At 73.6% G+C, this 22,829-nt stretch carries 22 protein-coding genes; 12 read left to right on the top strand and 10 right to left on the bottom strand.

What is annotated here, in order from left to right; translation table 11 throughout:
- The first annotated feature begins 114 nt into the window (after positions 1–114).
- A complete protein-coding gene (locus IF22_RS0123060; RefSeq protein WP_030335331.1) occupies positions 115–2,058 on the top strand; it encodes an endonuclease/exonuclease/phosphatase family protein in 1,944 nt (647 codons plus the stop codon).
- 29 nt (positions 2,059–2,087) lie between these two features.
- Here IF22_RS0123060 and IF22_RS0123055 read toward each other — a convergent pair whose 3' ends face one another.
- The 5 genes from IF22_RS0123055 to cofC are packed head-to-tail and all read right to left on the bottom strand — an operon-like array spanning position 2,088 to position 7,794.
- The gene (locus IF22_RS0123055; protein ID WP_030335329.1) at positions 2,088–2,966 is read right to left on the bottom strand and encodes an NUDIX hydrolase; all 879 of its coding nucleotides are present in this window, start codon (positions 2,964–2,966) and stop codon (positions 2,088–2,090) included.
- Positions 2,954–4,474, bottom strand: coding sequence for a CYTH and CHAD domain-containing protein (locus IF22_RS0123050; RefSeq protein WP_030335327.1), 1,521 nt, complete (start codon positions 4,472–4,474; stop codon positions 2,954–2,956). The genes IF22_RS0123055 and IF22_RS0123050 overlap by 13 nt, the downstream gene beginning before the upstream one ends.
- A gap of 24 nt (positions 4,475–4,498) precedes the next feature.
- The gene (locus tag IF22_RS0123045) at positions 4,499–6,847 is read right to left on the bottom strand and encodes an RNA degradosome polyphosphate kinase (RefSeq protein ID WP_030335325.1); all 2,349 of its coding nucleotides are present in this window, start codon (positions 6,845–6,847) and stop codon (positions 4,499–4,501) included.
- Positions 6,848–6,901: 54 nt separating this feature from the next.
- The gene (locus tag IF22_RS0123040; RefSeq protein WP_030335323.1) at positions 6,902–7,099 is read right to left on the bottom strand and encodes a cold-shock protein; all 198 of its coding nucleotides are present in this window, start codon (positions 7,097–7,099) and stop codon (positions 6,902–6,904) included.
- 50 nt (positions 7,100–7,149) lie between these two features.
- Complete coding sequence (gene cofC, locus IF22_RS0123035) at positions 7,150–7,794, bottom strand: 2-phospho-L-lactate guanylyltransferase (protein WP_030335322.1); 645 nt, start codon at positions 7,792–7,794, stop codon at positions 7,150–7,152.
- Between the two features lie 128 nt (positions 7,795–7,922).
- On the opposite strand from cofC, the gene IF22_RS0123030 reads away from it, so the two are divergent.
- The 5 genes from IF22_RS0123030 to IF22_RS0123010 all read left to right on the top strand — a co-directional run bounded on the left by IF22_RS0123030 (position 7,923) and on the right by IF22_RS0123010 (position 12,945).
- Positions 7,923–8,660 carry a lysophospholipid acyltransferase family protein gene (locus IF22_RS0123030; protein ID WP_030335321.1) on the top strand — a complete coding sequence of 246 codons (738 nt, stop codon included), beginning with the start codon at positions 7,923–7,925 and terminating at the stop codon, positions 8,658–8,660.
- Positions 8,657–9,664: an NAD(P)H-dependent glycerol-3-phosphate dehydrogenase gene (locus IF22_RS0123025; RefSeq protein WP_030335320.1), complete on the top strand. Its 1,008-nt coding sequence runs from the start codon at positions 8,657–8,659 to the stop codon at positions 9,662–9,664. Before IF22_RS0123030 ends, IF22_RS0123025 begins: the two co-directional genes overlap by 4 nt.
- Positions 9,665–9,672: 8 nt before the next feature.
- Positions 9,673–10,791: a cystathionine gamma-lyase gene (locus IF22_RS0123020; protein WP_030335318.1), complete on the top strand. Its 1,119-nt coding sequence runs from the start codon at positions 9,673–9,675 to the stop codon at positions 10,789–10,791.
- Positions 10,792–10,935: 144 nt separating this feature from the next.
- A complete protein-coding gene (locus IF22_RS0123015) occupies positions 10,936–11,721 on the top strand; it encodes a putative protein N(5)-glutamine methyltransferase (protein ID WP_030335316.1) in 786 nt (261 codons plus the stop codon).
- A gap of 174 nt (positions 11,722–11,895) precedes the next feature.
- Positions 11,896–12,945: an ROK family protein gene (locus IF22_RS0123010; RefSeq protein WP_030335314.1), complete on the top strand. Its 1,050-nt coding sequence runs from the start codon at positions 11,896–11,898 to the stop codon at positions 12,943–12,945.
- Between the two features lie 44 nt (positions 12,946–12,989).
- On the opposite strand, the gene IF22_RS0123005 is transcribed toward IF22_RS0123010, so the two are convergent.
- Positions 12,990–13,190: a DUF397 domain-containing protein gene (locus IF22_RS0123005; RefSeq protein ID WP_030335312.1), complete on the bottom strand. Its 201-nt coding sequence runs from the start codon at positions 13,188–13,190 to the stop codon at positions 12,990–12,992.
- A 5-nt stretch (positions 13,191–13,195) separates the two neighbouring features.
- Positions 13,196–14,041 carry a helix-turn-helix domain-containing protein gene (locus IF22_RS0123000; RefSeq protein WP_030335311.1) on the bottom strand — a complete coding sequence of 282 codons (846 nt, stop codon included), beginning with the start codon at positions 14,039–14,041 and terminating at the stop codon, positions 13,196–13,198.
- A 278-nt stretch (positions 14,042–14,319) separates the two neighbouring features.
- On the opposite strand from IF22_RS0123000, the gene IF22_RS0122995 reads away from it, so the two are divergent.
- Together IF22_RS0122995 and IF22_RS0122990 are read left to right on the top strand one after the other, a co-directional pair.
- Positions 14,320–14,538, top strand: a complete 219-nt coding sequence (locus tag IF22_RS0122995) for a hypothetical protein (RefSeq protein ID WP_030335309.1) — start codon at positions 14,320–14,322, stop codon at positions 14,536–14,538.
- A 197-nt stretch (positions 14,539–14,735) separates the two neighbouring features.
- Complete coding sequence (locus IF22_RS0122990; RefSeq protein ID WP_030335307.1) at positions 14,736–15,836, top strand: D-alanine--D-alanine ligase family protein; 1,101 nt, start codon at positions 14,736–14,738, stop codon at positions 15,834–15,836.
- 54 nt (positions 15,837–15,890) lie between these two features.
- Here IF22_RS0122990 and IF22_RS0122985 read toward each other — a convergent pair whose 3' ends face one another.
- Together IF22_RS0122985 and IF22_RS0122980 are read right to left on the bottom strand one after the other, a co-directional pair.
- Positions 15,891–16,553: a DUF3515 family protein gene (locus IF22_RS0122985; RefSeq protein WP_051708725.1), complete on the bottom strand. Its 663-nt coding sequence runs from the start codon at positions 16,551–16,553 to the stop codon at positions 15,891–15,893.
- Positions 16,554–16,583: 30 nt separating this feature from the next.
- On the bottom strand, positions 16,584–16,817 hold the full coding sequence (locus IF22_RS0122980) for an Lrp/AsnC ligand binding domain-containing protein (protein WP_030335303.1): 234 nt from the start codon (positions 16,815–16,817) through the stop codon (positions 16,584–16,586).
- Between the two features lie 96 nt (positions 16,818–16,913).
- Between IF22_RS0122980 and IF22_RS0122975 the strand changes: the two genes are divergently transcribed.
- Complete coding sequence (locus tag IF22_RS0122975) at positions 16,914–17,903, top strand: thiamine-phosphate kinase (protein ID WP_051708724.1); 990 nt, start codon at positions 16,914–16,916, stop codon at positions 17,901–17,903.
- Positions 17,904–17,932: 29 nt separating this feature from the next.
- Positions 17,933–18,394 carry a GNAT family N-acetyltransferase gene (locus IF22_RS0122970; RefSeq protein WP_030335299.1) on the top strand — a complete coding sequence of 154 codons (462 nt, stop codon included), beginning with the start codon at positions 17,933–17,935 and terminating at the stop codon, positions 18,392–18,394.
- Positions 18,395–18,523: 129 nt separating this feature from the next.
- On the opposite strand, the gene rpmB is transcribed toward IF22_RS0122970, so the two are convergent.
- Positions 18,524–18,715, bottom strand: a complete 192-nt coding sequence (rpmB, locus tag IF22_RS0122965; protein ID WP_007456456.1) for a 50S ribosomal protein L28 — start codon at positions 18,713–18,715, stop codon at positions 18,524–18,526.
- A 287-nt stretch (positions 18,716–19,002) separates the two neighbouring features.
- Between rpmB and IF22_RS0122960 the strand changes: the two genes are divergently transcribed.
- Positions 19,003–20,616 (top strand): DAK2 domain-containing protein, encoded by a 1,614-nt coding sequence (locus IF22_RS0122960; protein ID WP_030335297.1) that lies wholly within the window; start codon positions 19,003–19,005, stop codon positions 20,614–20,616.
- The gene (recG, locus tag IF22_RS0122955) at positions 20,613–22,811 is read left to right on the top strand and encodes an ATP-dependent DNA helicase RecG (RefSeq protein ID WP_030335295.1); all 2,199 of its coding nucleotides are present in this window, start codon (positions 20,613–20,615) and stop codon (positions 22,809–22,811) included. The genes IF22_RS0122960 and recG overlap by 4 nt, the downstream gene beginning before the upstream one ends.
- The last annotated feature ends 18 nt before the right edge of the window (positions 22,812–22,829 follow it).

The following is a 22,829-nucleotide window of genomic DNA, read 5'->3' as shown; positions in this document are numbered from 1 at the left end:
GCGCGTACGGGACCGGCTTCGCGCGTACGGGGACCGTTGACCCGGTTGCCTCGCTCGCGCAGAATCGCCGTGCCGGCCCCCTCCGCCGGCCCGTCGACGGGAAGTGGGGCGCCGGTGCGCTACCGCCAGCTCACCACCGGAACGCTCGCGCTGGGCGTGCTCCTCCTCATCGACGTGCTGCGGGTCTGGCTGCCCGGCATCATCACCATCTTCGGTCAGGCGGCGTCCACCCCCGCCGAGCTGATGGGGGCGTTCGCCCTCGGCTGGTTCGTGCTCGCGCTGGGCGCACCCGCGATGGTCCGCCGAGTCGGCGCCCGCCCGGTCACTGTCGTCGCCGCCGTCGCGCTCGCCGTCGCCCGGCTCACCCTCACCGCCGCCCCCGGTGGGCGTACCCAGCTCTGGGTGGCCACCGCCGGGTTGCTCGCCGGCCTGGTCTGGCTGGTCGCCGTCGCCGCCGACACCGTTCGACCGGTCCCGGGCCTGGCGTTGGGGTTCGCTGTCAACGCGGCGGTGCACGCGGTGCTCGACACCGTCGACCTGGTCTGGCGGGGCGACTGGGTGGCCTGGCTGCTCAGCGTCGTCGCGGTGACGGTGTTCCTGGTCGGCACGGCGCAACCGGGCCAGCGCGGCGGCGCCGATGCCGCCCGTACCGGCACCGTTGACGGCCCTGACGGTCCCGCTGACGCCCGTGGGGGCCCCGGTGGTGGCCGGGCCTGGCTGGTGGCCGGGCCCGCGCTGCTACTGGCCGCGATGGTGGCGCTCTCCCCGGCGCTGGCCCGGACCGGGATGTCGTACCTGGTCGGGGACGGGGTGGCCCGTTCGCCGTTGTTCGGCCTGGCACCGGTGCCGGTGGCGGTCGCCGGGTTCCTGGGCGCCGCGTTGACCCGCCCGCCACGAGGGTGGGGCCGGGCGTACGGTCCGGCGACGCTGCTCACCGGCGCGGTGCTGTTCGCCCTCGACCGGGGTGACCTGCTCCTGCCGGCCATCCTCCTCGCCGCGGTCGGTCTCGGTGCGTGCCTCGCCCTGACCGACGACAGCACCGACGACACCACCGACGCCGCGGACGCCAGCGCCTCCCGCCGGGGGTACGCGGTAGCCGCCGGCATGCTCGTCTTCGCGCTCGGGGCGGTCGGCTACTACTCGGCCTACGACCTGGGCTACCCCAACGCGGCGGTGCCAGTGGTGGTGGCCGTGCTGATCGCCGCCGTGGCGTTCACCGCCCGTCCCGTCGCCCACCGGCTTCCCGGCCCGTTCCCGCCGTTACGGGCCACCGCCGCTGTCACCTCGCTGGCACTGCTGGCACCCGTGCTCGCCGACGAGGTGCCGGTGGCCAGCAACCGGGACGGCCCGCCGCAACGGTTGACGGTGGTGGCGTACAACATCCGGATGGGTTTCGGGCTCGACGGCCGGTTCGACCTGACCGGCCTCGCCGAGGTCGTCGACCGGCAACGGCCCGATGTGGTGCTGCTCAGCGAGGTGGACCGGGCGTGGCTGCTCAACGGCGGGCACGACACCCTGGACCTGCTGGCCGACCGGCTCGGGATGCCGTACGTCTTCGGGCCGGCCGCCGACCCGGTCTGGGGTGACGCGGTGCTCAGCCGTTGGCCGGTGCGCGATCCGCGCAGCCTGCCGCTGGCCGCCGTCGGCGCGCCCACCGGAGCGCAGGCCCTCGCGGTCACGTTGGACCTCGGCGACAGTGTCCGTACCGCGGTGGTCAGCACCCACCTGCAACCGCCGCCGGACACCGGACCGGTGGTCCAGGCCCGCGCGGTCGCCGACTTCGCCATCCGGTACGCGGCCGGTCGGCCCTTGGTGGTGGGAGGCGACCTGAACACCGAGCCGGGCGACGAGGCGTTCACGGAGTTCACCAGGGCGGGCCTGGTCGACGCGTTGGCCACCGCCCGACCGTTGGCGACCAGCCCGGCGGACGACCCGCGCCAGCAGATCGACCACATCTTCGTCTCGCCCCAGCTGACCCCCGCTGATCCGGTCGCGCCGCGCAGCACGGCCAGCGACCACCTGCCGGTCGCGGTGACGGTGACCCTGCCGCCCCGCTGACCGGGGCCAAGCCCGGGCGAACGCAGGCCCTACAGGCGGTCGGTGGCCAGCAGCCGGTCGCCGGCGAAGGCGAGCAGCCAGCCGCCGCCCTTCGGCGTGGCGAAGTCCTCATCGGTACGGCCGGTCAGCCGCTCCAGGGCACCGGGCAGGACCTTGCCCTGACTGCACACCACCGCCTGCCCACCGGTGCCCGCCAACTCCAGCAGCCGGGCGGCGGTGGCCAGGATCCGCTCGTCGCTCTGCTGGCCGGGTTGCGGCTCGTCCAGGTCGCCGCAGACCTCGATCGGCAGGTCGAGCAACGCGGCGGCCGGGTCGAGGGTCTGCACGCACCGTCGCGGCGACGCCGACACCAGCCGGGCCGGTCGGATCAGGGCGATCAGCTCGGCCAGTGCGGCCGCCTGGGCCCACCCCTCGGCGTCCAGGGGGCGTCCGACGTCCGGGCCGGACCAGGTGGCCCGCTTACCGGCGTGCGCGTGCCGGACCACAGCGATCGTCGCCGTCACCGACGGCAGCGCGGCGAACGCCGCCAACACCTCGGCGTCGTGCGGGTAGCTGACCAACCGGATCGCGTCGTCGACAGCGAGCCAGCGGATGTCGTCCACCTCGGTGTCCGGTTGGAAACCGCCGCTGGCCACCGCGAGCATCGACCAGTAGTCGACCAGCTTGGGCTGCCCCTCGCTGCGGTAGCGCACCGAGGGCAGCCGCACCTGCGGCACACCCCGCACGTCGGACTCCTCGGCCACCTCACGGACCGCCGCGGCCAGCGCGTGCTCGCCGGGTTCGAGTTTGCCCTTCGGCAGTGTCCAGTCGCCGTAGCGGGGGCGGTGCACCACGCAGACGCGTACGCCGTCGTCGGTCGGCCGCCAGGCCACCCCGCCGGCGGCCCGGATGCCGGTCACGGCAGCCAACTGGTCCGCCGTCGCCGGGTGGCCCGGTGCCAGGCAGCCGGCAGGCGATCCCGCGCCCGGCGCACCGAGGCGCGTTCCCGTTCGGCCAGCCGCCCAGCGGTGACCGTCAGCTCGTGGTCGTCCGGCCGCGCGGCGGCGATCTCCAGCCAGGTGTCCGCCGCCACCGCCGCGTCCTGGTGCTCGCCGAGCACGTCCTGAACCCGGGCGAGGGCGCGGGACAACCGGCGCGCGCCCTTGCCGACCGTCGGGGCCACCGCGTTGACCGCGTACCGGGCCTGCTTGCCCTCCTTGCGGACGGCGTGCCAGCGGTCGTCCGGCGACTGCGCGTCCAGCCCGTCGACGCCGTCCGGCCCGGTCAACCGCCGCCACTGGCGCGCCACCAGCGCGGGCAGCGCCTCGGTGGCGGGCGCGGCCGCCCGGCGGGTGAGTCGGGGCGCGCGGGCGGCCAGCACCAGGGAGTCCACCAGGGCCAGGTAACGCGCGGAGCGCAGCATCTCGTCGATGGCGGTGAACGCCCGCCGCTGCCGTTCGGCGAGCACCTCGTCGAGCCGGTCCACAGCACCCGGGTCGAGCGGGCTCAGCGGATCGGCGTCGGCGGTACGACGCAGCCGCGCGCGAAGCACCTCGGCGTCGCGGGCCGCCCCGAGCACCCCGGCCAACCAGCGCAGCTCGGCGCGCAGCGGGCGCGACCAGGTCTTGCGCAGCAACGGTTTGAAGGTGCGCAGATCACTGCGCAGGCGTCGACAGGCCACCCGCATCTGATGCACGGCGGTGTCGTCACCGGCGGCCGAGGCGCGCAGCCGGACCAGCGGGTCGTGCGCCAACAGCCGGCGGACCTCCTTGCGGACCGACTCGGTCACCACCTCACCGGCGCTCGGCTCGGCGGTCAGCCCGGCCGCCGCGACCAGGTCCGGCTCGGCCCGCGCTGCCGCGCCCAGCGCCCGTACGTGCTTCGGTGTGAACGACCCGCCCCGGGCGCCAGCCTGGCGCAGCACCTCACCGACCCGGTCGAGCAGCTCCCGGTCGCCGGCCTTGCGCTCCACCTCCACCTCGCGGAACGTGTCGGTGGTGGTGGAGGCGTCGTCGAGCACCGTCACCCGGTCGTCCACCACCTCGGCGAGCACCGTGCCGGCCCGGTCACACACCTCGTACGCGTGCCGCACCGTGCGGACCACCGCCACCGGGGCCAGTGGCGCCCCCCGGTGCAGGACGGTGACCAACTCCACCAGCTCCGGTGGCGGCTGCCGCTTCGGCCCGGGCCGGGAGATCTCGTGCCGGACGCCCGGCGTCCCGGTTGGTAGCTTCACCGTCCAGGGCAGCTCGTCGCCCCGCCGGTGGCGCAGCGACGCACCGGCCCGGGCCAGCCGCAGGTCGACGGTGTCGAGGTAGCGGGCGACAAGCGTCACCGGTGGCAGTGCCCGGACCCGACCTCCGGCCGGGGCGGCACCGGCCAGGTCCGGCAGCACGTAGGTGTCGTCCACCTCGTACTTCTGCTCCTCCTCGACCATCAGCTCAGCCTATGCGCTGCGCGGTCAGCTGGCCGTGCCACCGACGCGGCGCAGCAACAGTTCCTGCAGATGCTCCCGGGCGGTGTCGTCACCGCCGGTACGCCGGGTCCAGGTGCCGTCCCCGGCCAGCTCGAACGCGTCCACTTCGGGGCTCATCGCGGCGGTGAGCACCTGGTCCAGTTCGGCGCGGGCGATCGGGTCGCTCACCTGCACCAGCGCCTCCACCCGACGGTCCAGGTTGCGGTGCATGAGGTCGGCCGAGCCCATCCAGAACTCGGCCTCACCGTTGTTGCCGAACCGGAAGACCCGGGAGTGTTCCAGGAACCGGCCGAGGATCGAGCGGACCCGGATGTTCTCCGACAACCCCGGCACCCCGGGGCGCAGCGTGCACATGCCCCGGATGAGCAGGTCGACGTGGACGCCGGCCTGGGAGGCGCGGTACAGCGCGTCGGTCACCCCCTCGTCGACCAGCGAGTTGACCTTGAACTGGACCAGGCCGGGCATGCCCAGGCGGACGTGCGAGATCTCCCGTTCGATCCGCTCGATCAGCCCGCTGCGGATGCCCTGCGGCGCGACCAGCAGCCGCCGGTACGCGGTCTGCCGGCTGTACCCGGTCAGCACGTTGAACAGGTCGGTGAGGTCGGCGCCGATCTCCGGGTCGGCGGTGAGCATGCCGAAGTCCTCGTACAGTCGGGCCGTCTTCGGGTGGTAGTTGCCGGTGCCGATGTGGCAGTAGCGGCGGATCTGGTTGCCCTCCTGCCGGACCACCAACGCGGTCTTGCAGTGCGTCTTCAGGCCGACCAGGCCGTACACCACGTGGCAGCCGGCGCGTTCCAGCGTGCGGGCCCAGCCGATGTTGGCCACCTCGTCGAAGCGGGCCTTCACCTCCACCAGCACCACCACCTGCTTGCCGGCGGCGGCCGCGTCGACGAGCGCGTCGACGATCGGGGAGTCGCCGCTGGTGCGGTAGAGGGTCTGCTTGATGGCCAGCACGTTCGGGTCGGCGGCGGCCTGCTCGATGAAGCGCTGCACGCTGGTGGCGAACGAGTGGTACGGGTGGTGCACCAGGATGTCGCCGTCGCGCAGGGTGGAGAAGACGCTGCGCGGCACCTCGCCCTCGGCGAGGCGGGGATGGGTGGCCGGCACGAACGGCGGGTCCTTCAGGTCCGGCCGGTCCGCCTCGCCGTAGACCTGCCACAGCGCGGAGAGGTCCAGCAGGCCGGGCACCCGCAGCACGTCCTGGTCGTCCATGTCCAGCTCGCGGACGAGCAGCTCCAACATGTGGTCGGAGATGGACGCGGCGACCTCCAGCCGGACCGGTGGACCGAACCGCCGCCGGGCCAGCTCCCGCTCCAGGGCCTGGAGCAGATCCTCGTCGCGGTCCTCGTCGACCTCCACCTCGGCGTTGCGGGTGACCCGGAACAGGTGGCACTCGACCACCTGCATGCCGCTGAACAGCTGCCCCAGGTGCACCGAGATCAGGTCCTCCACGGGCAGCATCCGGACGCCCGGCTGGTCCCGGTCCACCCGGACGAAACGGGGCACGTTGTTGGGCACCTTGACCCGGGCGAACAACTCCGAACCGCCGTCCGGGTCACGAACCGCCACCGCCAGGTTCAGCGACCGCCCCGAGATGTACGGGAACGGGTGCGCCGGGTCCACCGCGAGCGGGGTCAGCACCGGGAAGATGTGCTCCCGGAAGTAGGTGCGCAGCCGTTCCCGCTCGGCGTCGCCCAACTCGCCCCAGCGCAGTATCCGGATGCTCTCGTCGGCAAGTTTGGGCAGCACGTCGTCGACGAAACAGGCGGCGTGCCGGGCGACCAGGGCGGCGGTCCGCTCGGCGATCAGCTCCAACTGCGTACGCAGCGGCAGCCGGTCCCCGCCGCGTACCGGCAGGCCGGCGGAGAGCCGCCGCTTCAGCCCGGCGATGCGCACCATGTAGAACTCGTCGAGGTTGCTGGCGAAGATGGCCAGGAACTTGGCCCGCTCCAGCAGCGGGGTGCGCTGGTCCTCGGCCAGGGTGAGCACCCGGGCGTTGAAGTCGAGCCAGGACAGCTCCCGGTTGAGGAACCGGTCCTCCGGCAGCGGCGGGGCCGGGGGCTCGTCGTCGTTCGCCAGCCGGGCGGCTGTCGATCCGACCGGTTGGACCGCACCGGCGGCCGGACCGTCCGCCTCGGTCTGCGGCACCGGGTCGATGACCTCGTCCAGGCCGGAGGAGGCGGCGCCGGGGTCGTCGGCGAGGGTGTCGGCGCGGGCGGCGCCGGCGCGTTCGGCGCGGGACGGACGGAAACGCCCATCGGCGCCGCGCGCGGTGGAGCCGTTGCGGAGGTTGGTGGCGGGCGGGCGGGCCGGTTGCTCGCGAGGGGTGCTCACCCGCTCATAATCACCCGATTACGGTAAACGCAAAATGAACTTGGGCCCGCCGGGTCAGATCATCGTCGGCAATGTCACCCGGACAACCTCGCCGTCGGGATCGGTGTCGATGCGAACCCGCTGCCCGAGGCGGAGAAGCCGCAGCCCGGAGGCGTCGAAGGCCCGCGCGGGGAAGCGCATCTCGGTGCCGTCGTCGAGCAGCAGCACACCGCTGCGCGTCGCCGCGTCGTAGCTGGCCACAGTGCCCTGCATGCTGGCACCGTACACCGGGGGGTCCGGCCGGTGGCGCGGCCCGGGCAGGGTCAGCCGGCGGAGCGGGCCGGGCGGCCGGCGGCCACCAGCGCGGCCGTGCGCGGCCCCAGCCCGAGCCGGTCGGCTTCGGCCAGGTCCGCGGCGGTGTCCACGTCCCGGCGCAGGCTGGGCCAGTCGCCGTCGAGCGGCAACGCCCCGCTCGCCGCGTGCGCGAGCGCCGAACCCACCCCGAAACGAGGGTCCAGCGGTTTCCCCGGCGGAGCGGTGAGCAGCACCGTTCCCTCGCCGGGTGTGTCCGGCAGGAACCGGCGGACCGTGGGTCGGCTGTTCCGCGCCGCGAGCAGCGCGCCGGTCAGTTCGGTCGGGCGCAGCGCCGGCACGTCCGCGGTGATCCCGGCCACCCAGCCGCGGGCCCCGGCCGCCCCGTGCCGCAACGCGGCGTTCAGGCCGGCGTTCGGCTCGTCCGGCAGCACCCGCGCGCCGGCCGCCCGTGCCGCCGCCGCCACCCGGGCGTCGTCGGTCACCACCAGGACCTCGGTGACCGCCGGGCAGGCCAGCACCGCGCGGAGCGTGTCGGCCGCGAGGGCCAGCGCCAACTCCTCGTGCGGTACGCCGGGCAGCGCGCCGCGCAGCCGACTCTTGGCCGCGGCCAGCGGCTTCACCGGCACCACCACTGCCCACCTCGGCTGACTCACGTCCGCAATCCTGCCAGCCGGACGACGGGACCCTCCCTGGCCGTACCGGGGGCGAGCAGGCATGATTTCCGCTGCGGGTGTCGCGGGCGAGATTTCGCGGCGGGGTTGCGGCGCGACGAGGAGGCACAGTGGCACGGCGGAGGCTGGGGTTCTGGCAACGGTTCGCCGTGGGGCTGGTGAAGCCGGTGATGATCGTCTGGACCCGGCGTACCTGGCGTGGTCAGGAGCATCTCCGCCGCGACGGCGGCATGATCATCGTGGCGAACCACATCTCCCACGCCGACCCGCTGGTCTCCGCGCACTTCATCTACGACTCCGGGCGCTGGCCGCAGTACCTGGGCAAGGCCAGCGTGTTCCGGGTGCCGGTGGTCGGCTGGATCCTGCACCGGTGCCGGCAGATCCCGGTCGAGCGGGGCACCGTGGACGCCGTCCGCTCGCTGGACGCCCTGGTCGCCGCGCTCAACGAGGGCGGCGCGGTGGTGATCTACCCTGAGGGCACCACCACACGACAGCCGGAGCTCTGGCCGATGAAGGCCAAGACCGGTGCGGCCCGGCTGGCCCTGGCCACCGGCGCCCCGGTCGTACCGGTGGTGATGTGGGGGCCGGAACGGATCTTCGACCCGCGGACGACCCGCGTCAGCCTGCGCCCCCGGATCCCGGTGACCGTTGCCGCCGGGGAACCGATCGACCTGAGCCGGTGGGCGGACGCCCAGCCGACCCGGGCCACCCTCGAGGAGATGACGGACACCATCATGTTGCGGCTGCGGGACATGCTCGCCGAGATCCGTGGCGGTACCCCGCCGCCACTGTGGGAGCGACCGGCCCGATCCTCCGTCGGCCGTGAGCAGCGGGACGACGCGGCATGAGCGGTCACGTCGCGGTGCTCGGTGCCGGTTCCTGGGGCACCGCCTTCGCCAAGATCCTCGCTGACGCGGGGCGGGACGTGACGGTGTGGGCCCGCCGCGCGCCGGTCGCCGAGAGCATCCGGGCCGAGCGCCGCAATCCGGAGTACCTGCCTGGCCTGCTGCTGCCCGCCCGCGTCACCGCCACCACCGACGCCGCCGAGGCGATCACCGGAGCCGAGGTGGTGGTGCTGGCGGTGCCGTCGCAGACGCTGCGCGGCAACCTCGCCGAATGGGCCGCGCACCTGCACCCGGACTCCACCCTGGTGTCGCTGATGAAGGGCATCGAGCTGGGCACCACCAAGCGGATGAGCGAGGTTATCGTGGAGACCGCCGGGGTCGCCGCGGACCGGGTGGTCGTCGTGTCCGGCCCGAACCTGGCCCCGGAGATCGCCGTCGAGCAGCCCGCCGCGACAGTGGTCGCCGGGACGAACAGCGCCCGTGCCACGCTCGTCCAGTCGTCGATCCGGACGCCGTACCTGCGCCCCTACACCAACGACGACGTGATCGGCTGTGAGCTGGGCGGGGCGGTCAAGAACGTGATCGCCCTGTCGTACGGCATCGCCACCGCGATGGGCTTCGGCGACAACACCCGGGCCATGCTGATGACCCGTGGGCTGGCCGAGACGGCCCGGCTGGGCGTGGCGCTCGGTGCGGACCCGATCACCTTCGCCGGTCTCGCGGGCATGGGCGACCTGGTCGCCTCCTGCTCGTCCCCGCTGGCCCGCAACCGCACCTTCGGCGAGCACCTGGGCCGGGGGGAGACGCTGGAACAGGCCCAGGCCGCCACCCGGCAGACCGCCGAGGGTGTGAAGAGCTGCCTGGCGATCCGCGACCTGGCCCGGGCGCACGGCGTGGAGATGCCGATCACCGAGCACGTCGAGCGGATCTGCCACGAGGGGATGGACCCGCGCCTCGCCGTGGAGACCCTGATGAGCCGCACCGCCAAACCCGAGTCGTACGAGTGAGGAACCCGATGAGCGAGTGGGGAGACGGCACCCGGTGCGTCCGCGCGGGACTGCCCGAGCCGGCACCGGGGGATTCGTTCCTGCCCGGACCGGTCTTCGCCGCGCCGTACCACCTCGACCCGTTCCAGGGTCAGGGCACGTCGCCGAACGGCTACGGCCGCCCGGACAACCCGACCCGGCGGCTGCTGGAGGCGGCGGTGGGCGAGTTGGAGGGTGGTGACTGCCGGGTCTTCGCGACCGGTCAGGCGGCCATCACCGGCCTGCTGCTCACCCTGCTGCGGCCGGGGGACACCGTGGTGCTGCCCAGCGACGGATATTTCCCGGTCCGGGCGTTCGCCACCGATGTGCTGGAGGCCATCGGCGTCCGGGTGCTGTTCGTGCCGACCGTCGGGCCGTACCCGTCGTTCGAGGGCGTCCGGCTGGTGCTGGTGGAGACGCCGGCCAACCCGGGCCTGGACGTGGTGGACGTGGCCGCCCTCGCCGAGCGGGCGCACGCCGCCGGCGCGCTGCTCGCGGTGGACAACACCACGGCCACCCCGCTCGGTCAGCGCCCGCTGGACCTCGGCGCCGACCTGGTGGTCGCCTCCGGTACGAAGGCGCTCACCGGCCACTCCGACCTGCTGCTGGGCTATCTGGCCAGCCGATCCGCCGAGCTGATCGACGCGGTGACGACCTGGCGGACCACCACCGGGGCGGTACCGGGCGCGTTCGACGCCTGGCTGGCCCACCGGTCACTGGCCACTCTCGACCTGCGGCTGGCGCGGCAGAGCGCGAACGCCGCAGCGGTCGCCGACCTGCTCGCCGGCCGCTCGGACGTGACTGGCCTGCGGTGGCCGGGGCGGCCGGACGACCCCGCGTACCCGGTGGCCTCGGCGCAGATGCACCGGATACCGGGGGTGCTCTCGTTCGACCTGGGCGACGCCGACCGGGTGGGCCGATTCATCGAGGCCGCCCGGCTGGTGGCGGCGGCGACCTCCTTCGGTGGCCTGCACACCACGGCGGACCGGCGGGCGCAGTGGGGCGACGACACCGCTCCCGGCTTCGTCCGGCTCTCCTGTGGCGCGGAGGACACCGCGGACCTGGTGGCCGACATCGCCGCCGCGTTGGACGCGGCCGGGCCGGTCTGAGCTAGGGTGTCGACGGCCGCACCGGCGGCCCCGACCGGAGGAGGTGAGTCCGATCCGCGCACAGACAGGACCGGCCCTTCCTTCCGTGTTCCTGCCGCGATAGCGGCCACGGGAGCGCCGGCGAGCGTTTCCCGGAGGAGTCCCATGGCACCACCGTTCCCCACCGACCGTCCTGCCCTCGTGCGCCGGCTGCGCACCGCCGGCTGCGTGTACGCCGAGGACGAGGCAGACCTGCTGCTGGCCGCGGCGGACACCCCGGCGGCGCTGGCCGACCTGACCGCCCGCCGGGTGGCCGGCGAACCGTTGGAGTATCTGCTCGGCTGGGCGGAGTTCTGCGGCCTGCGGATCGCCGTCGACGAGGGCGTCTTCGTCCCGCGTGCCCGCACCGCCCTGCTGGTCGAGGCGGCGGCCGAGGTGACCGGTCCGGCGCCGGCCGTGGTCGACCTCTGCTGCGGCTCCGGGGCCACCACTGTCGCGCTGGCGCACCGGCTCGCGCCGCGCTGGCTGGCCGCCGCCGACATCGACCCGACGGCCGTGGCCTGTGCCCGCCGCAACGTCGTCGGGCTGAACGCCGAGGTGTACGAGGGCGACCTGTTCGATCCGCTGCCCCGGCGGTGGCGGGGCCGGCTCGACCTGGTGGTCGCCAACGCCCCGTACGTGCCGACGGACGCGGTGGCGCTGATGCCGCCGGAGGCACGACTGCACGAGGCCCCGGTGGCGCTCGACGGCGGCCCGGACGGGCTCTCCGTGCTGCGTCGGGTGGGCAGCGACGCGGCCGACTGGCTGGCCCCCGGCGGCCACCTGGTGGTCGAGGTCGGTACGACCCAGGTGGACGCCCTCTGCGAGTCATTCCAGAAAGCCGGCCTGATCCCCACCGTCCACCAGGACGAGACCCGGGACGCCACCGCCCTAACGGCCCGCCGCCCCTGAGTCCCCACCCCCATACCCCGGCGATCTTGCAGTTTCGGTTGACGTTACGAGCCGAATGGACCTTATGTCGGGACAGTAAGTGCAAGATCGCGGGGAGGGCGGGGCGGGGCGTGGCGGGGGAGAGGGGTTGGCACTAGCCTCGGCTCACACTCATGACGGCGGGAGGCGGTTTCGGTGGGCAGCGCAGGGGTGCCGGTGGTCGTCGGGTTGGACAACGGCGGCACCAGCAACAACGCCACCGTGCTGACGGTGGACGGTCGCTTCCTGGTGGACGGGCTGTTGGAGATCCCCAGCGAGGTGGGGGCCGGGCCGGAGGCGGCGATCGAGGCGTTGGCCCGGGCGCTGGACGGCGCCCTGGCGCAGACCGGCGTGCCGCGTGACCTGGTCCGGGCGGTCGGGCTGGACACTCCGGGTCCGGCCAGCGCCGAGGGTGTCATCTCCTCGCGGGGCTCCACCAACTTCTCCCAACCGGCCTGGCGCGGCTTCGACGTGCGGGGTGCGTTGGAGCGACGGCTCGGCCTGCCGGTGATCTACCACAACGACGGCAACGCGGCAGCGCTCTACGCCCACCACGTCTACTTCGGTGCCGAGGCGATGAGCCGTTCGTCGGTGTCCGCGATCGTCGGCACCGGCCTGGGTGGCGGGGTGGTCGAGAGCGGTCGGGTGATCGCCGGTGCGGCAGGCATGGCGGGGGAACTGGGCCACGTGCACATCCCGCTGAGCGGGCTGCTCGGCCCGGGCCAGCCGGACCCCACCTGCGCCTGCGGCTTCACCGGTGATGTGGAGAGCGTCGCCTCGTTGACCGGCATCGAACGCAACCTGCTGCCGTACTGGCTGACCCGGTACCCCGACCATCCGCTCGTCGCCGAGCCGGTGGCCCGGGCGGCCAAGCTGGTGCGCGGTTACGGCGAACGGGGAGACGCCCTCGCGCGGGACCTGTTCACCCAGCAGGCGATGGCGTTGGGACGGCTGTTCACGGTGGCGGCGAACTTCACCGACCCGCACGCGTACTTCGTCGGCGGTGGCGTGGTCGAGGCGGCGCCGGAGTTCCGGGACTGGTTCCTGGCGACGGTCCGCGAGCACACGGTGCTCCGTGAGGAGCAGGCGGCGGTGGCCACTTTCGCGTTGGTGCCGGACCGGGACATGGCCGGCGCCCGGGGCGTCGCGATCGCCGCGCTGGAGGCGCTGCGCGCCGCTCCGGAGCCCCGCCCGCTGGTTGCCTGAAGCCGGCGCGGGCCCTCGACCCACGCCGGCTCAGGCACGTCTGGTCAGCGCTGGGGTGGCGCCTGGGCGAAGGCGGCCCAGGCCGCCGTGGGGAACAGCAGCGCCGGGCCGGCCGGGTCCTTGGAGTCGCGGACGGCCACCAGCCTCGGTATCGCGGCAACCTCCACGCAGGCGCCCTCGTCGCCGCTGCGGCTGCTCTTGCGCCAGGCCGCCGCGGCCAACGCCGCTGTGATCATCGGTGTCATCGGTCCTACCGTCCCTTCAGGACTGACAGGAGCATCTCGCGGCTGTCCGCCGGGCTGAGCGCCACGCTACGGAGATGCTCCATGATCTTGGTGCAGGTACGCGTCTCACCGGCGCGGTCGAGGATCATCTGACCTGCGACGGTTTCCACCGACGCGATGATCGGGTCCTCCGGGTCGGCGAACTCCAGGATGTGCAGGGAACCCCGGGTGCCCCGGTGGTAGCCGGCGGAGAGCGGGATCACCTGGACGGTGATGTTCGGCAACTCGGCCATCTTGACCAGGTGCCGTAGTTGCCCGTTCATCACCGACTGCTCACCGACCGGGCGCAGCAGCGCGCCCTCGTCGATGATCGCGTCGAGGATGGGCGGCTGGTCGGCGGTGAGCCGCTGTTGCCGGTCGAGCCGGATCTTGACCCGTTGCTCGACCAGGTCGTCGCCGAGGGTGTGCGGCCCGCCGCGCATCACGCCACGGATGTAGTCAGCGGTCTGCAACAGGCCGGGCACCACCGAGGGCTCGAAGTTGGCGATGGCTGTCGCCTCGGCCTCCAGCGCGATGAAGTCGATGGTGCGGGGGTCCAGCAGGTACGAGTACGACACCCACCAGCCCGGCTTGCGGGCGTCCTTGGCCAGCTGCACCGCCGCGGCCACCTCCTCGGCGCTCACCCCGTACGACGTGAGCAGGGCGCGCACGGTGGCCGGGCTGATCAGGGTCTGGGCGTTCTCGTACCGGGAGAGGGTGCTGCGGGTGCTGTTGATCTCATCCGCCGCGGTCTCCAGCGTCAGCCCGGCGGCTTCCCGGTGGTGGCGCAGGGCGATGCCGAGCCGGCGGGCGCGGGCGGTCTTCGGGGCCATGCATCGATGGTCGCACACATTTGCGGGAACGTCTGCATGAGACAACGTCGATGAGAGTTGCATTCACGGCTGTACACGTGTCAATCTGTTATGGCGTCCTCACCGCCGGTTGTCGTGGCGACGGTGGTGGTGAGCGACCGGAGGGGATGGGGCGCGCGGCGATCGGGTTTCTCCCCCGTACCCGATCGTCGCGTGCCGCCCCGCCATCCCGGCCTGCCGGAAGGAGACGACGTGCGAACCCGCCCGGAGCCCCCCGCCGTACCCTCGGTCGGCGCGCGATGACCCGTTTCCTCGTGGTGCTCACCGACGTGCGCCCGGTCGAGGGCGTCAACCGCAACGAGCGGGTCGCGCCGGAGCGGCGCCGGCAGGTCGTCGGGGCCAGCAGCCGGGAGGCCGCCGACCGCATCGCCGGCGCGTTCATGGCGCTGGGCATGGTGCGGGCCGGCCGGCAGCGGGTGAAGGTGATAGCGGTCGGTCGCCGGCACTCCCGGGACTGAGCGCAGACCCAGGTCAGCGGCCTGCGACAGCGCTACCTCCCGGTTACGCACCGTATATCCTCTGATGACCAGTTGCCGTGTCGTGCCGTGGCTCGCCGGGTATCGCCTCGCCCTTCCGCCACGCACAGTAAGGTCAACCGGGTGAGCGCCACCGGCGAGCACGACCAGCCGCAGTCGCGTACGAAGAGGTGACCGGAGTGACCACCCCAGGCAAGACCCGCGTGGCGATCGTCTTCGGCGGCCGCAGCCCGGAGCACGGCATCTCCTGTGTCAGCGCCGGCAGCGTGTTCGGCGCACTCGACCCGGACGAGTTCGAGGTGGTGCCGGTGGGCATCACCCGGGCCGGCCAGTGGGTGCTGACCAACGGCGATCCCGCCCAGCTCGCGATCAACGCCCGTCAGCTCCCCGAGATCACCGCCGACTCCGGCGACGACATCGTGCTGCGCGCCGACCCCACCGGCAACGGCCTGATGGTGCTCGACCCGACCGAGGGCCCCCGGGCGCTCGCCGACGTGGACGTGGTCTTCCCGGTGCTGCACGGCACGTACGGCGAGGACGGCACCATCCAGGGAATGCTGGAGATGGCCGGCATCCCCTACGTCGGGGCGAACGTGTTCGCCTCCGCCGCCGCTATGGACAAGGAGTTCACCAAGAAGCTCTGCGCCGTCGAGGGCATCCCGGTCGGCTCGTACGCCGTGCTGCGCAACGGGATGACCCTCAGCGAGCAGGACAAGGAGCGGCTCGGCCTGCCGGTCTTCGTCAAGCCGTCCCGGGCCGGGTCGTCGTTCGGCGTCAACAAGGTCACCGACTGGGCGCAGCTGGACGCGGCGGTCGCCGCCGCCCGGCAGTTCGACCCGAAGGTCATCATCGAAGCCGCGATCGTCGGCCGCGAGATCGAGTGCGGGGTGCTGGAGGGCGAGGCCGGTGGCGCGCCCGAGGCGTCAGTGCTGGCCGAGGTGCGGGTCGTCGCCGACCACGACTTCTACGACTTCGAGGCGAAGTACCTCGACGACTCCTGCGAGTACGACATTCCGGCCAATCTGCCGGACAAGGTGACCCGTCAGGTGCAGGAGTACGCGGTCCGCGCGTTCACCGCACTGGACTGCGCCGGTCTGGCCCGCGCCGACTTCTTCGTCACTCCCGAGCTGGACGTCTACCTCAACGAGATCAACACGATGCCCGGTTTCACCCCGACGTCGATGTTCCCGCGGATGTGGGCGGCCTCCGGCCTGGAGTACCCGAAGCTGGTCAACCGCCTGATCCGTACCGCCCAGCGGCGCGGCGTCGGCCTGCACTGAACCGTCCGACCCCGCCCGCGCGGCTCAGCCGGTGCGGGCGGGGTCGGTTCGTGCTCAGCGCTGGCAGCCGGACGGGATGGCCCCGCCGGAGGGCACACTCGCCACGATCGTGCTGGAGATCGCCGGCAACCACTGCAACGGCTGCTCGTACGCCCCCGGGACGCGCACCGTGATCAGCGTCTCCCGGTCGACAGTGGAGAGCACCGCGTCGTCGGCCTGTTCGGCAAGGTGCCAGCAGACCCCGTTGACCGTCCAGACCTCGTCGGTGCTGGCGAAGGTCGGCTCGGTGCCGCCGCAGGCCACGGTGAGCGCGGGGTCGCCGTACGCGGCGTTCTGCTCCGGGCCGGCGGTGACCGGCCGCTGGGCCAGGTCGCGGATGCTCGCCGGGAGCTGGGACAGCAGCGCCCGGCAGACCGTGGCCGGGCGGGCGGCCAGCGCCGGGGCGGCCATCTCCACCGGGGCGGTGGACTGCACCCGGGCGGTGGTCGCCGAGGGGCTCGGCGCGGCGGCCGGAGTGTCCGGGCTGAGCTTGTTGAAGGCCAACACGGCCACCAGCAGCGTGATCGGCAGGGCTATCACCGTGGCCAGCAGGGCAGCGCCCCGCATGGTCCGATCGCGGCCGGCCGGCGCGGCGGCGGCGGGATCGGTCGGCTCACCGTTACCGTCAGCCGGCCCGGACGTGCCGTCGGTCGCGTCGCGCGCACCGTCGTCGTCCACCGCGGAGGAGGATGATGTCAACTCGTCCACTTACAGCCGCACCACCGAACACGTGAGGGTGCGGGTGATGCCGGGCACCATCTGCACCTTGCTGACGATGAGTTTGCCGAGCTCGTCGACGGTGTTCGCCTCGGTGAGGACGACCACGTCGTACGGCCCGGTGACGGCGTCGACGCGAACCACGCCGGAGATGTCCGCGATGAGACCCGCCACGTCACGTGCGCGGCCGACCTCGGTCTGGATGAGGATGTACGCCTGTACCACGACTCGACCTCCGTCCGTCGCCGCCCGGGAGCGGCCCGAAGGGTGAAACTACCTTACGGACCAGGTCTGATCCCTATCGGTGGTCAAGGAGCAGCGGTGAGCGAGCACGGCGGAGCCGGGCAGCACGGGCGCGACGCCCGCGGTGGCGTCGGCGTGTCCGGGATCGGGGAGTTCGGGCTGATCGGGAAGATCACCGCCCGGCTGTCGTACGGGCCGACGACCCTGCTCGGCCCGGGCGACGACGCGGCGGTGGTGGCCGCGCCGGACGGCCGGGTGGCGGCGTCCACGGACGTGCTGGTCGACGGGCGGCACTTCCGGCGGGACTGGTCCTCGGCCCGCGACGTCGGGCACCGGGCGGCGGCGGCCAACCTGGCCGACATCGCGGCGATGGGTGCCACGCCGACCGCCCTGCTGGTCGCGCTCTGCATGCCGGCGGACCTGGACACCGGCTGGGCGGAGGAGCTGGCCGACGGGCTGGCGGCGGAGGCGGCGACGGTCGGCGCGAGCGTGGTCGGCGGCGACATGTCGGCCAGCCCCACCCTGACCGTCGCGGTCACCGCGCTGGGCGACCTGGCGGGCCACCCACCCGTGCTGCGCTCCGGCGCCCGACCCGGGGACGTGCTCGCCCTGGCCGGGCGCACCGGGTACGCGGCAGCCGGGTTGACAGTGCTGACCCGGGGGTTCCGCACCCCGAGGCTGCTGGTCGAGGCGTACCGGCGGCCACAGGTGCCCTACCAGGCCGGCCCGCAGGCCGCCCGGTCCGGCGCCACCTCCATGATCGACATCTCGGACGGGCTCCTCGCCGACCTCGGGCACATCGCGGCGGCCAGCGGGGTGGCCATCGACGTACGCCGGGACGGGTTCGAGGTGCCCCGGCAGATGGCCGACGCGGCGCAGGCACTCGGCGTCGACCCGTACACCTGGATCCTCGCCGGTGGCGACGACCACGCGCTGGCCGCTACCTTCCCCCCGGCGGTGCCGCTGCCGCCGGGCTGGCGGCCGATCGGCCTGGTCACGGACGGTGCCGGCGTGACCGTCGACGGGGTCGGCTACGACGGCCCGGCCGGCTGGGACCACTTCCGCTGAAACCCGGGCGCCGCCGTACGCTGGACACCGTGAGTGAGATCGAGATCCGGGTGGTGCGGTTCGACGCACCGGTGGCACAGCACCTGATCCAGGCCGCCCTGGCCGACCTCGGTGCCCGCTACGGCGGCACCGGCGACGACACCCCGGTGGACGCGGCCGAGTTCGAGCCGCCCGATGGCGCGTTCCTCGTCGCCTACCTCGCCGGTGAGCCGGTCGGCTGCGGTGGCTGGCGTAGCCACGGCGAGGACACCGCGGAGCTGAAGCGGATGTACACGGTGCCGGCGACGCGGGGGCGGGGGGTGGCCCGCGCGGTGTTGGCGGCCGTCGAGCGCTCCGCCCGCGAGCACTACCGCAAGCGGGTGGTCCTGGAGTGCGGCGACAAGCAGCCCGAGGCGATCGCCATGTACGGCTCCGCCGGGTACGAGCGGATCCCGAACTTCGGCTTCTACAAGGACGCGGAGGGCTGCATCTCCTTCGGCCGCACCCTCTGACCCGCGGGCCGGGCCTCGGCGTGCCTGGCCGGGCCGGCGCGGTGCGCGGTGGCTGCCGCGCACACGACTCAGCCGGCGGACCCTCGGGGTCCGCCGGCTGAGCCGAACGAGAAGGTGGGTGCTACCGCGTCAGGCGCGGGTGACCTTGCCGGCCTTGATGCACGAGGTGCAGACCTGCAACTTCTTGGTGTTGCCGCCACCGGCCGGGGTACGCACCGACTGGATGTTCGGGTTCCAGCGGCGGTTGGTCCGCCGGTGCGAGTGGGACACGTTGTGGCCGAAGCCCGGTCCCTTGCCACAGACGTCGCACACGCTAGCCACGGGATACTCCTGGGATTGATACGTTCATGAGGTCGCCGGCAGGTGCTGCCCGGGCAACCTGGTCAGGTTACCCGATGACTCGCCGACCCGGCCAACCGGCCCGGTCCGGCGCTCGCCCGTGCCCCGGCTCACGCCTGGTCGTGGGCCCGTCCGCCCGACGGTGGGCCGGCCCGGCGGCAAGGCTACCGGAGCGGTCCGTCCCCGCCGTGGCCAGTGCCGACCCGGGGCACGGCGGACACGCCGGACGAGTCCGACGGGTGTCGGTGTGCGCCAGTAGGCTTCTGCCCGTGCTGGACACCCTCGACGCCGCCGCGGTCCGCCGCTGGTGTGCGGGCGGGTTGGCCGCACTGAAGCGTCACCAGGGCGAGATCGACCAGCTCAACGTCTATCCGGTGCCCGACGGCGACACCGGCACCAACCTGGTGCTCACCCTCACCTCGGCACAGCAGGCCCTCGCCATGGATCTGGACACCCTGCCCGACAGCGGGCCGACCGCGCACGGGCACGCGCTGCGGCTGATGGCCCAGGGCGCGCTGCTGGGCGCGCGGGGCAACTCCGGGGTCATCCTCTCGCAGATCCTGCGGGGTTTCGCCGACCAGGTCGCCGGGATGCCGGCGGTGCGCGGCCGGGAGTTGGCCGCCGCGTTGCGCTCCGGCACCGCCGCCGCGTACACGGCGGTCTCCCGGCCGGTCGAGGGCACACTGCTCACCGTTGTCGCGGCCGCCGCCGCGGCGGCCGAGGGCGCGGACAGCGACGACCTGCCGGCGGTGGCCGGCGTCGCGGCCCGGGCGGCGGCCGAGGCGCTCGCCCGGACCCCGGAGCAGCTGCCGGCGCTGGCCCGCGCGGGCGTTGTCGACGCCGGGGGCCGAGGGCTCTGCGTGCTGCTCGACGCCCTGGTCGAGGTGCTGACCGGGGAGAGCACGGCCCGGCCCGCGCCACCGCCGCGCGCCGCCCGCCCGGCGGCCACCGTCGCCCGCGAGACCGGTTCCGACGAGTACGCGTACGAGGTGCAGTTCCTGCTCGATGCCCGAGCCGAGGCGGTCGCCGGGTTGCGCCGGGCCCTGGACGCGTTGGGGGATTCGCTCGTCGTCGTCGGCGACGGGCGTGAGCCGGAGGGCACCTGGAACGTCCACGTGCACGTCAACGACGTGGGCGCGGCGGTCGAGGCCGGGGTCGCTGCCGGCCGCCCGTACCGGATCTCGGTGACCCGTTTCGCCGACCAGCCGGAGCCGCCCGCCGGCCCGGCGGTGACCGGCCGGGCCGCGGTGGTGGTGGCCACCGGTGGCGGCATCGCCGAGCTGTTCGCCGCTGAGGGGGCCACAGTGGTGCCGGGCAACCCGTCCACCGGTGAGTTGCTCGACGCCGTGCGCAGCACCGGCGCGGCCCGGGTGGTGGTGCTGCCCAACGACGCCAACACCGAGGCGGTGGCGAGCGCGGCGGCCCGCGAGGCCCACCGCTTCGGCATCAAGGTGAGCGTGGTGCCGACCCGCTCGCCCGTGCAGGCGTTGGCCGCCCTCGCGGTCCGCGACGGCGACCGCCGCTTCGAGGACGACGTGATCGCGATGGCCGAGGCGGCGGGCGCCTGCCGCTACGCCGAGGTCTGCCACGCCAGCCGGGAGGCGCTGACAGTGGCCGGCCCGTGCCGTCCCGGTGACGTGCTGGCGCTGGTGGAGGGGGAGGTGCACCTGATCGGCACCGACCTCACCGACACCTGCGCGGCGGTGGTCGACCGGATGCTCGGCGGTGGTGGCGAGATGGTCACCCTGCTGGCCGGGGCGGACGCGCCGGCCGGGCTCACCGATGCCGTCCGCGCGCACGTCGCGCGACGCTGGCCGTTCGTCGAGGTGCACGCGTACCCGGGCGGCCAGCCGTTTTATCCGCTCCTGGTAGGGATCGAATGAGCGAACCAGCCACTGTGGACACTCCGCTGAAGAAGCTGGTCGGGGAGAAGACAGCCAAGGCGCTGGCCGCACACCTCGACCTGCACACCGCGGGTGACCTGGTCTACCACTTCCCGCGTCGCTACGACGAGCGTGGTGAGCACACCGACATCCGCTCGCTGGACGTCGGTGAGCAGGTCACCGTGCTGGCTCAGGTGCAGCGCACCGCGGTGCGCCCGATGCGTCAGCGGCGGGGCAACCTGCTGGAGGTGACCGTCGGCGACGGCTCCGGCGGGGTGCTGACGTTGACCTTCTTCGGCAACCAGGCGTGGCGCGAGCGGGAGCTGCGCCCCGGCCGGTGGGGGCTGTTCGCCGGCAAGGTCACCGAGTTCCGGGGCAAACGGCAGCTCAACGGCCCGGAGTACGTCCTGCTCGGCGAGGGTGGCGACGGCGAGGCGGCGGCCAACGACGACATCGAGGAGTTCGCCGGGGCGCTCATCCCCGTCTACCCGGCCGCCGCTGCCGTGCCGACCTGGGTGATCGCGCGCTGCGTGCGCGTCGTGCTGGACACGTTCACCCCGCCGGACGACCCACTGCCGAGCGCTGTGCGGGCCGGTCGCAAGCTGGTCGGGTTGGGCGCCGCGTTGAGCGAGATCCACCGGCCGTCCAGCAAGGAGGCGCTGCACCAGGCGCGGCGGCGACTCAAGTGGGACGAGGCCTTCGCCGTCCAGGTGACCCTGGTGCAGCGCAAGCACCGGGCGGCCGACTGGCCGGCCCGGCCCCGCCCGGCACGCCCGGGCGGGCTGCTGGAAGCCTTCGACGCCCGACTCCCGTACGAGCTGACGGCGGGCCAGCGCGAGGTGGGCGTGGAGATCGCGGCGGACCTGGCCGCCGGGCACCCCATGCACCGCCTGTTGCAGGGCGAGGTGGGCTCGGGCAAGACGGTGGTGGCGCTGCGGGCGATGCTCCAGGTGGTCGACGCGGGCGGACAGGCCGCGCTTCTGGCGCCCACCGAGGTGCTGGCCGCCCAGCACCACCGCGGCATGCTCGACCTGCTCGGGCCGCTCGGTCGGGCCGGCGAGTTGGGCGCCGCCGAGCACGCCACCCGGGTCGAGCTGGTCACCGGCTCGCTGGGCGCGGCGGCCCGCCGCCGGGCGCTCGGCGAGGTGGCCAGCGGCGCGACCGGCATCGTGCTCGGCACCCACGCCCTGCTCTACGAGGGGGTCGACTTCGCCGACCTGGGCCTGGTGGTCGTCGACGAGCAGCACCGCTTCGGCGTGGAGCAGCGCGACGCGCTGCGGGCCAAGGCCGACCAGCCGCCGCACGTGCTGGTGATGACGGCGACCCCGATCCCGCGCACCGTGGCGATGACGGTCTACGGCGACCTGGAGGTCTCCACGCTTTCCCAGCTGCCCCGGGGGCGGTCGCCGATCGCCTCGCACGTGGTGCCGGCCGCCGAGAAACCGGCCTATCTGGACCGGGCCTGGCGGCGGCTGCGCGAGGAGGTGACCGCCGGGCACCAGGCGTACGTGGTGTGTCCGCGCATCGGGGACGGCCCTGGCGCCGAGGAGGAACCGCCACCCGAGGACGACAACGGCCGGCGGGCGCCGCTGGCGGTGACCGAGGTGGCCCCGCTGCTGGCCGAGGGTCCACTGCACGGCCTGCGGATCGGGGTGCTGCACGGTCGGCTGCCGGCCGACGAGAAGGACGCGGTGATGCGGTCCTTCGCGGCCGGCGACCTGGACGTGCTGGTGGCGACCACAGTGATCGAGGTCGGCGTGGACGTGCCGAACGCGACGGTGATGATCGTGCTGGACGCCGACCGGTTCGGTGTCTCCCAGTTGCACCAGTTGCGGGGCCGGGTCGGCCGGGGTGCCGCCGCCGGGCTCTGCCTGCTGGTCAGCGAGGCGCCGGAGGGCTCGTCGGCGCGGGAGCGGCTGGACGCGGTGGCGTCCACGAGCGACGGTTTCAAGCTCGCCGAGCTTGATCTGGAGCAGCGCCGCGAGGGCGACGTGTTGGGTGCCACCCAGTCCGGGCACCGCTCGCACCTGCGGTTGCTGTCGCTGCGACGCGACGCCGACCTGATCCGCGAGGCCCGCGCCGAGGCGATCACCCTGATCGAGGACGACCCGGAGCTGACCCGCAATCCGGCGCTGGCCGCCTCGGTGGCCGCACTTGTCGACGAGGACCGCGCGGAGTACCTGGAAAAGGGCTGATCACGCGCCGCCGTGATC

Origin of the sequence: Micromonospora parva (assembly GCF_000718515.1) — a bacterium.
Lineage (GTDB): Bacteria > Actinomycetota > Actinomycetes > Mycobacteriales > Micromonosporaceae > Micromonospora > Micromonospora parva.
Note: the sequence above shows the minus strand (reverse complement) of the source record. Positions and strands in the feature narration are given on the sequence as shown.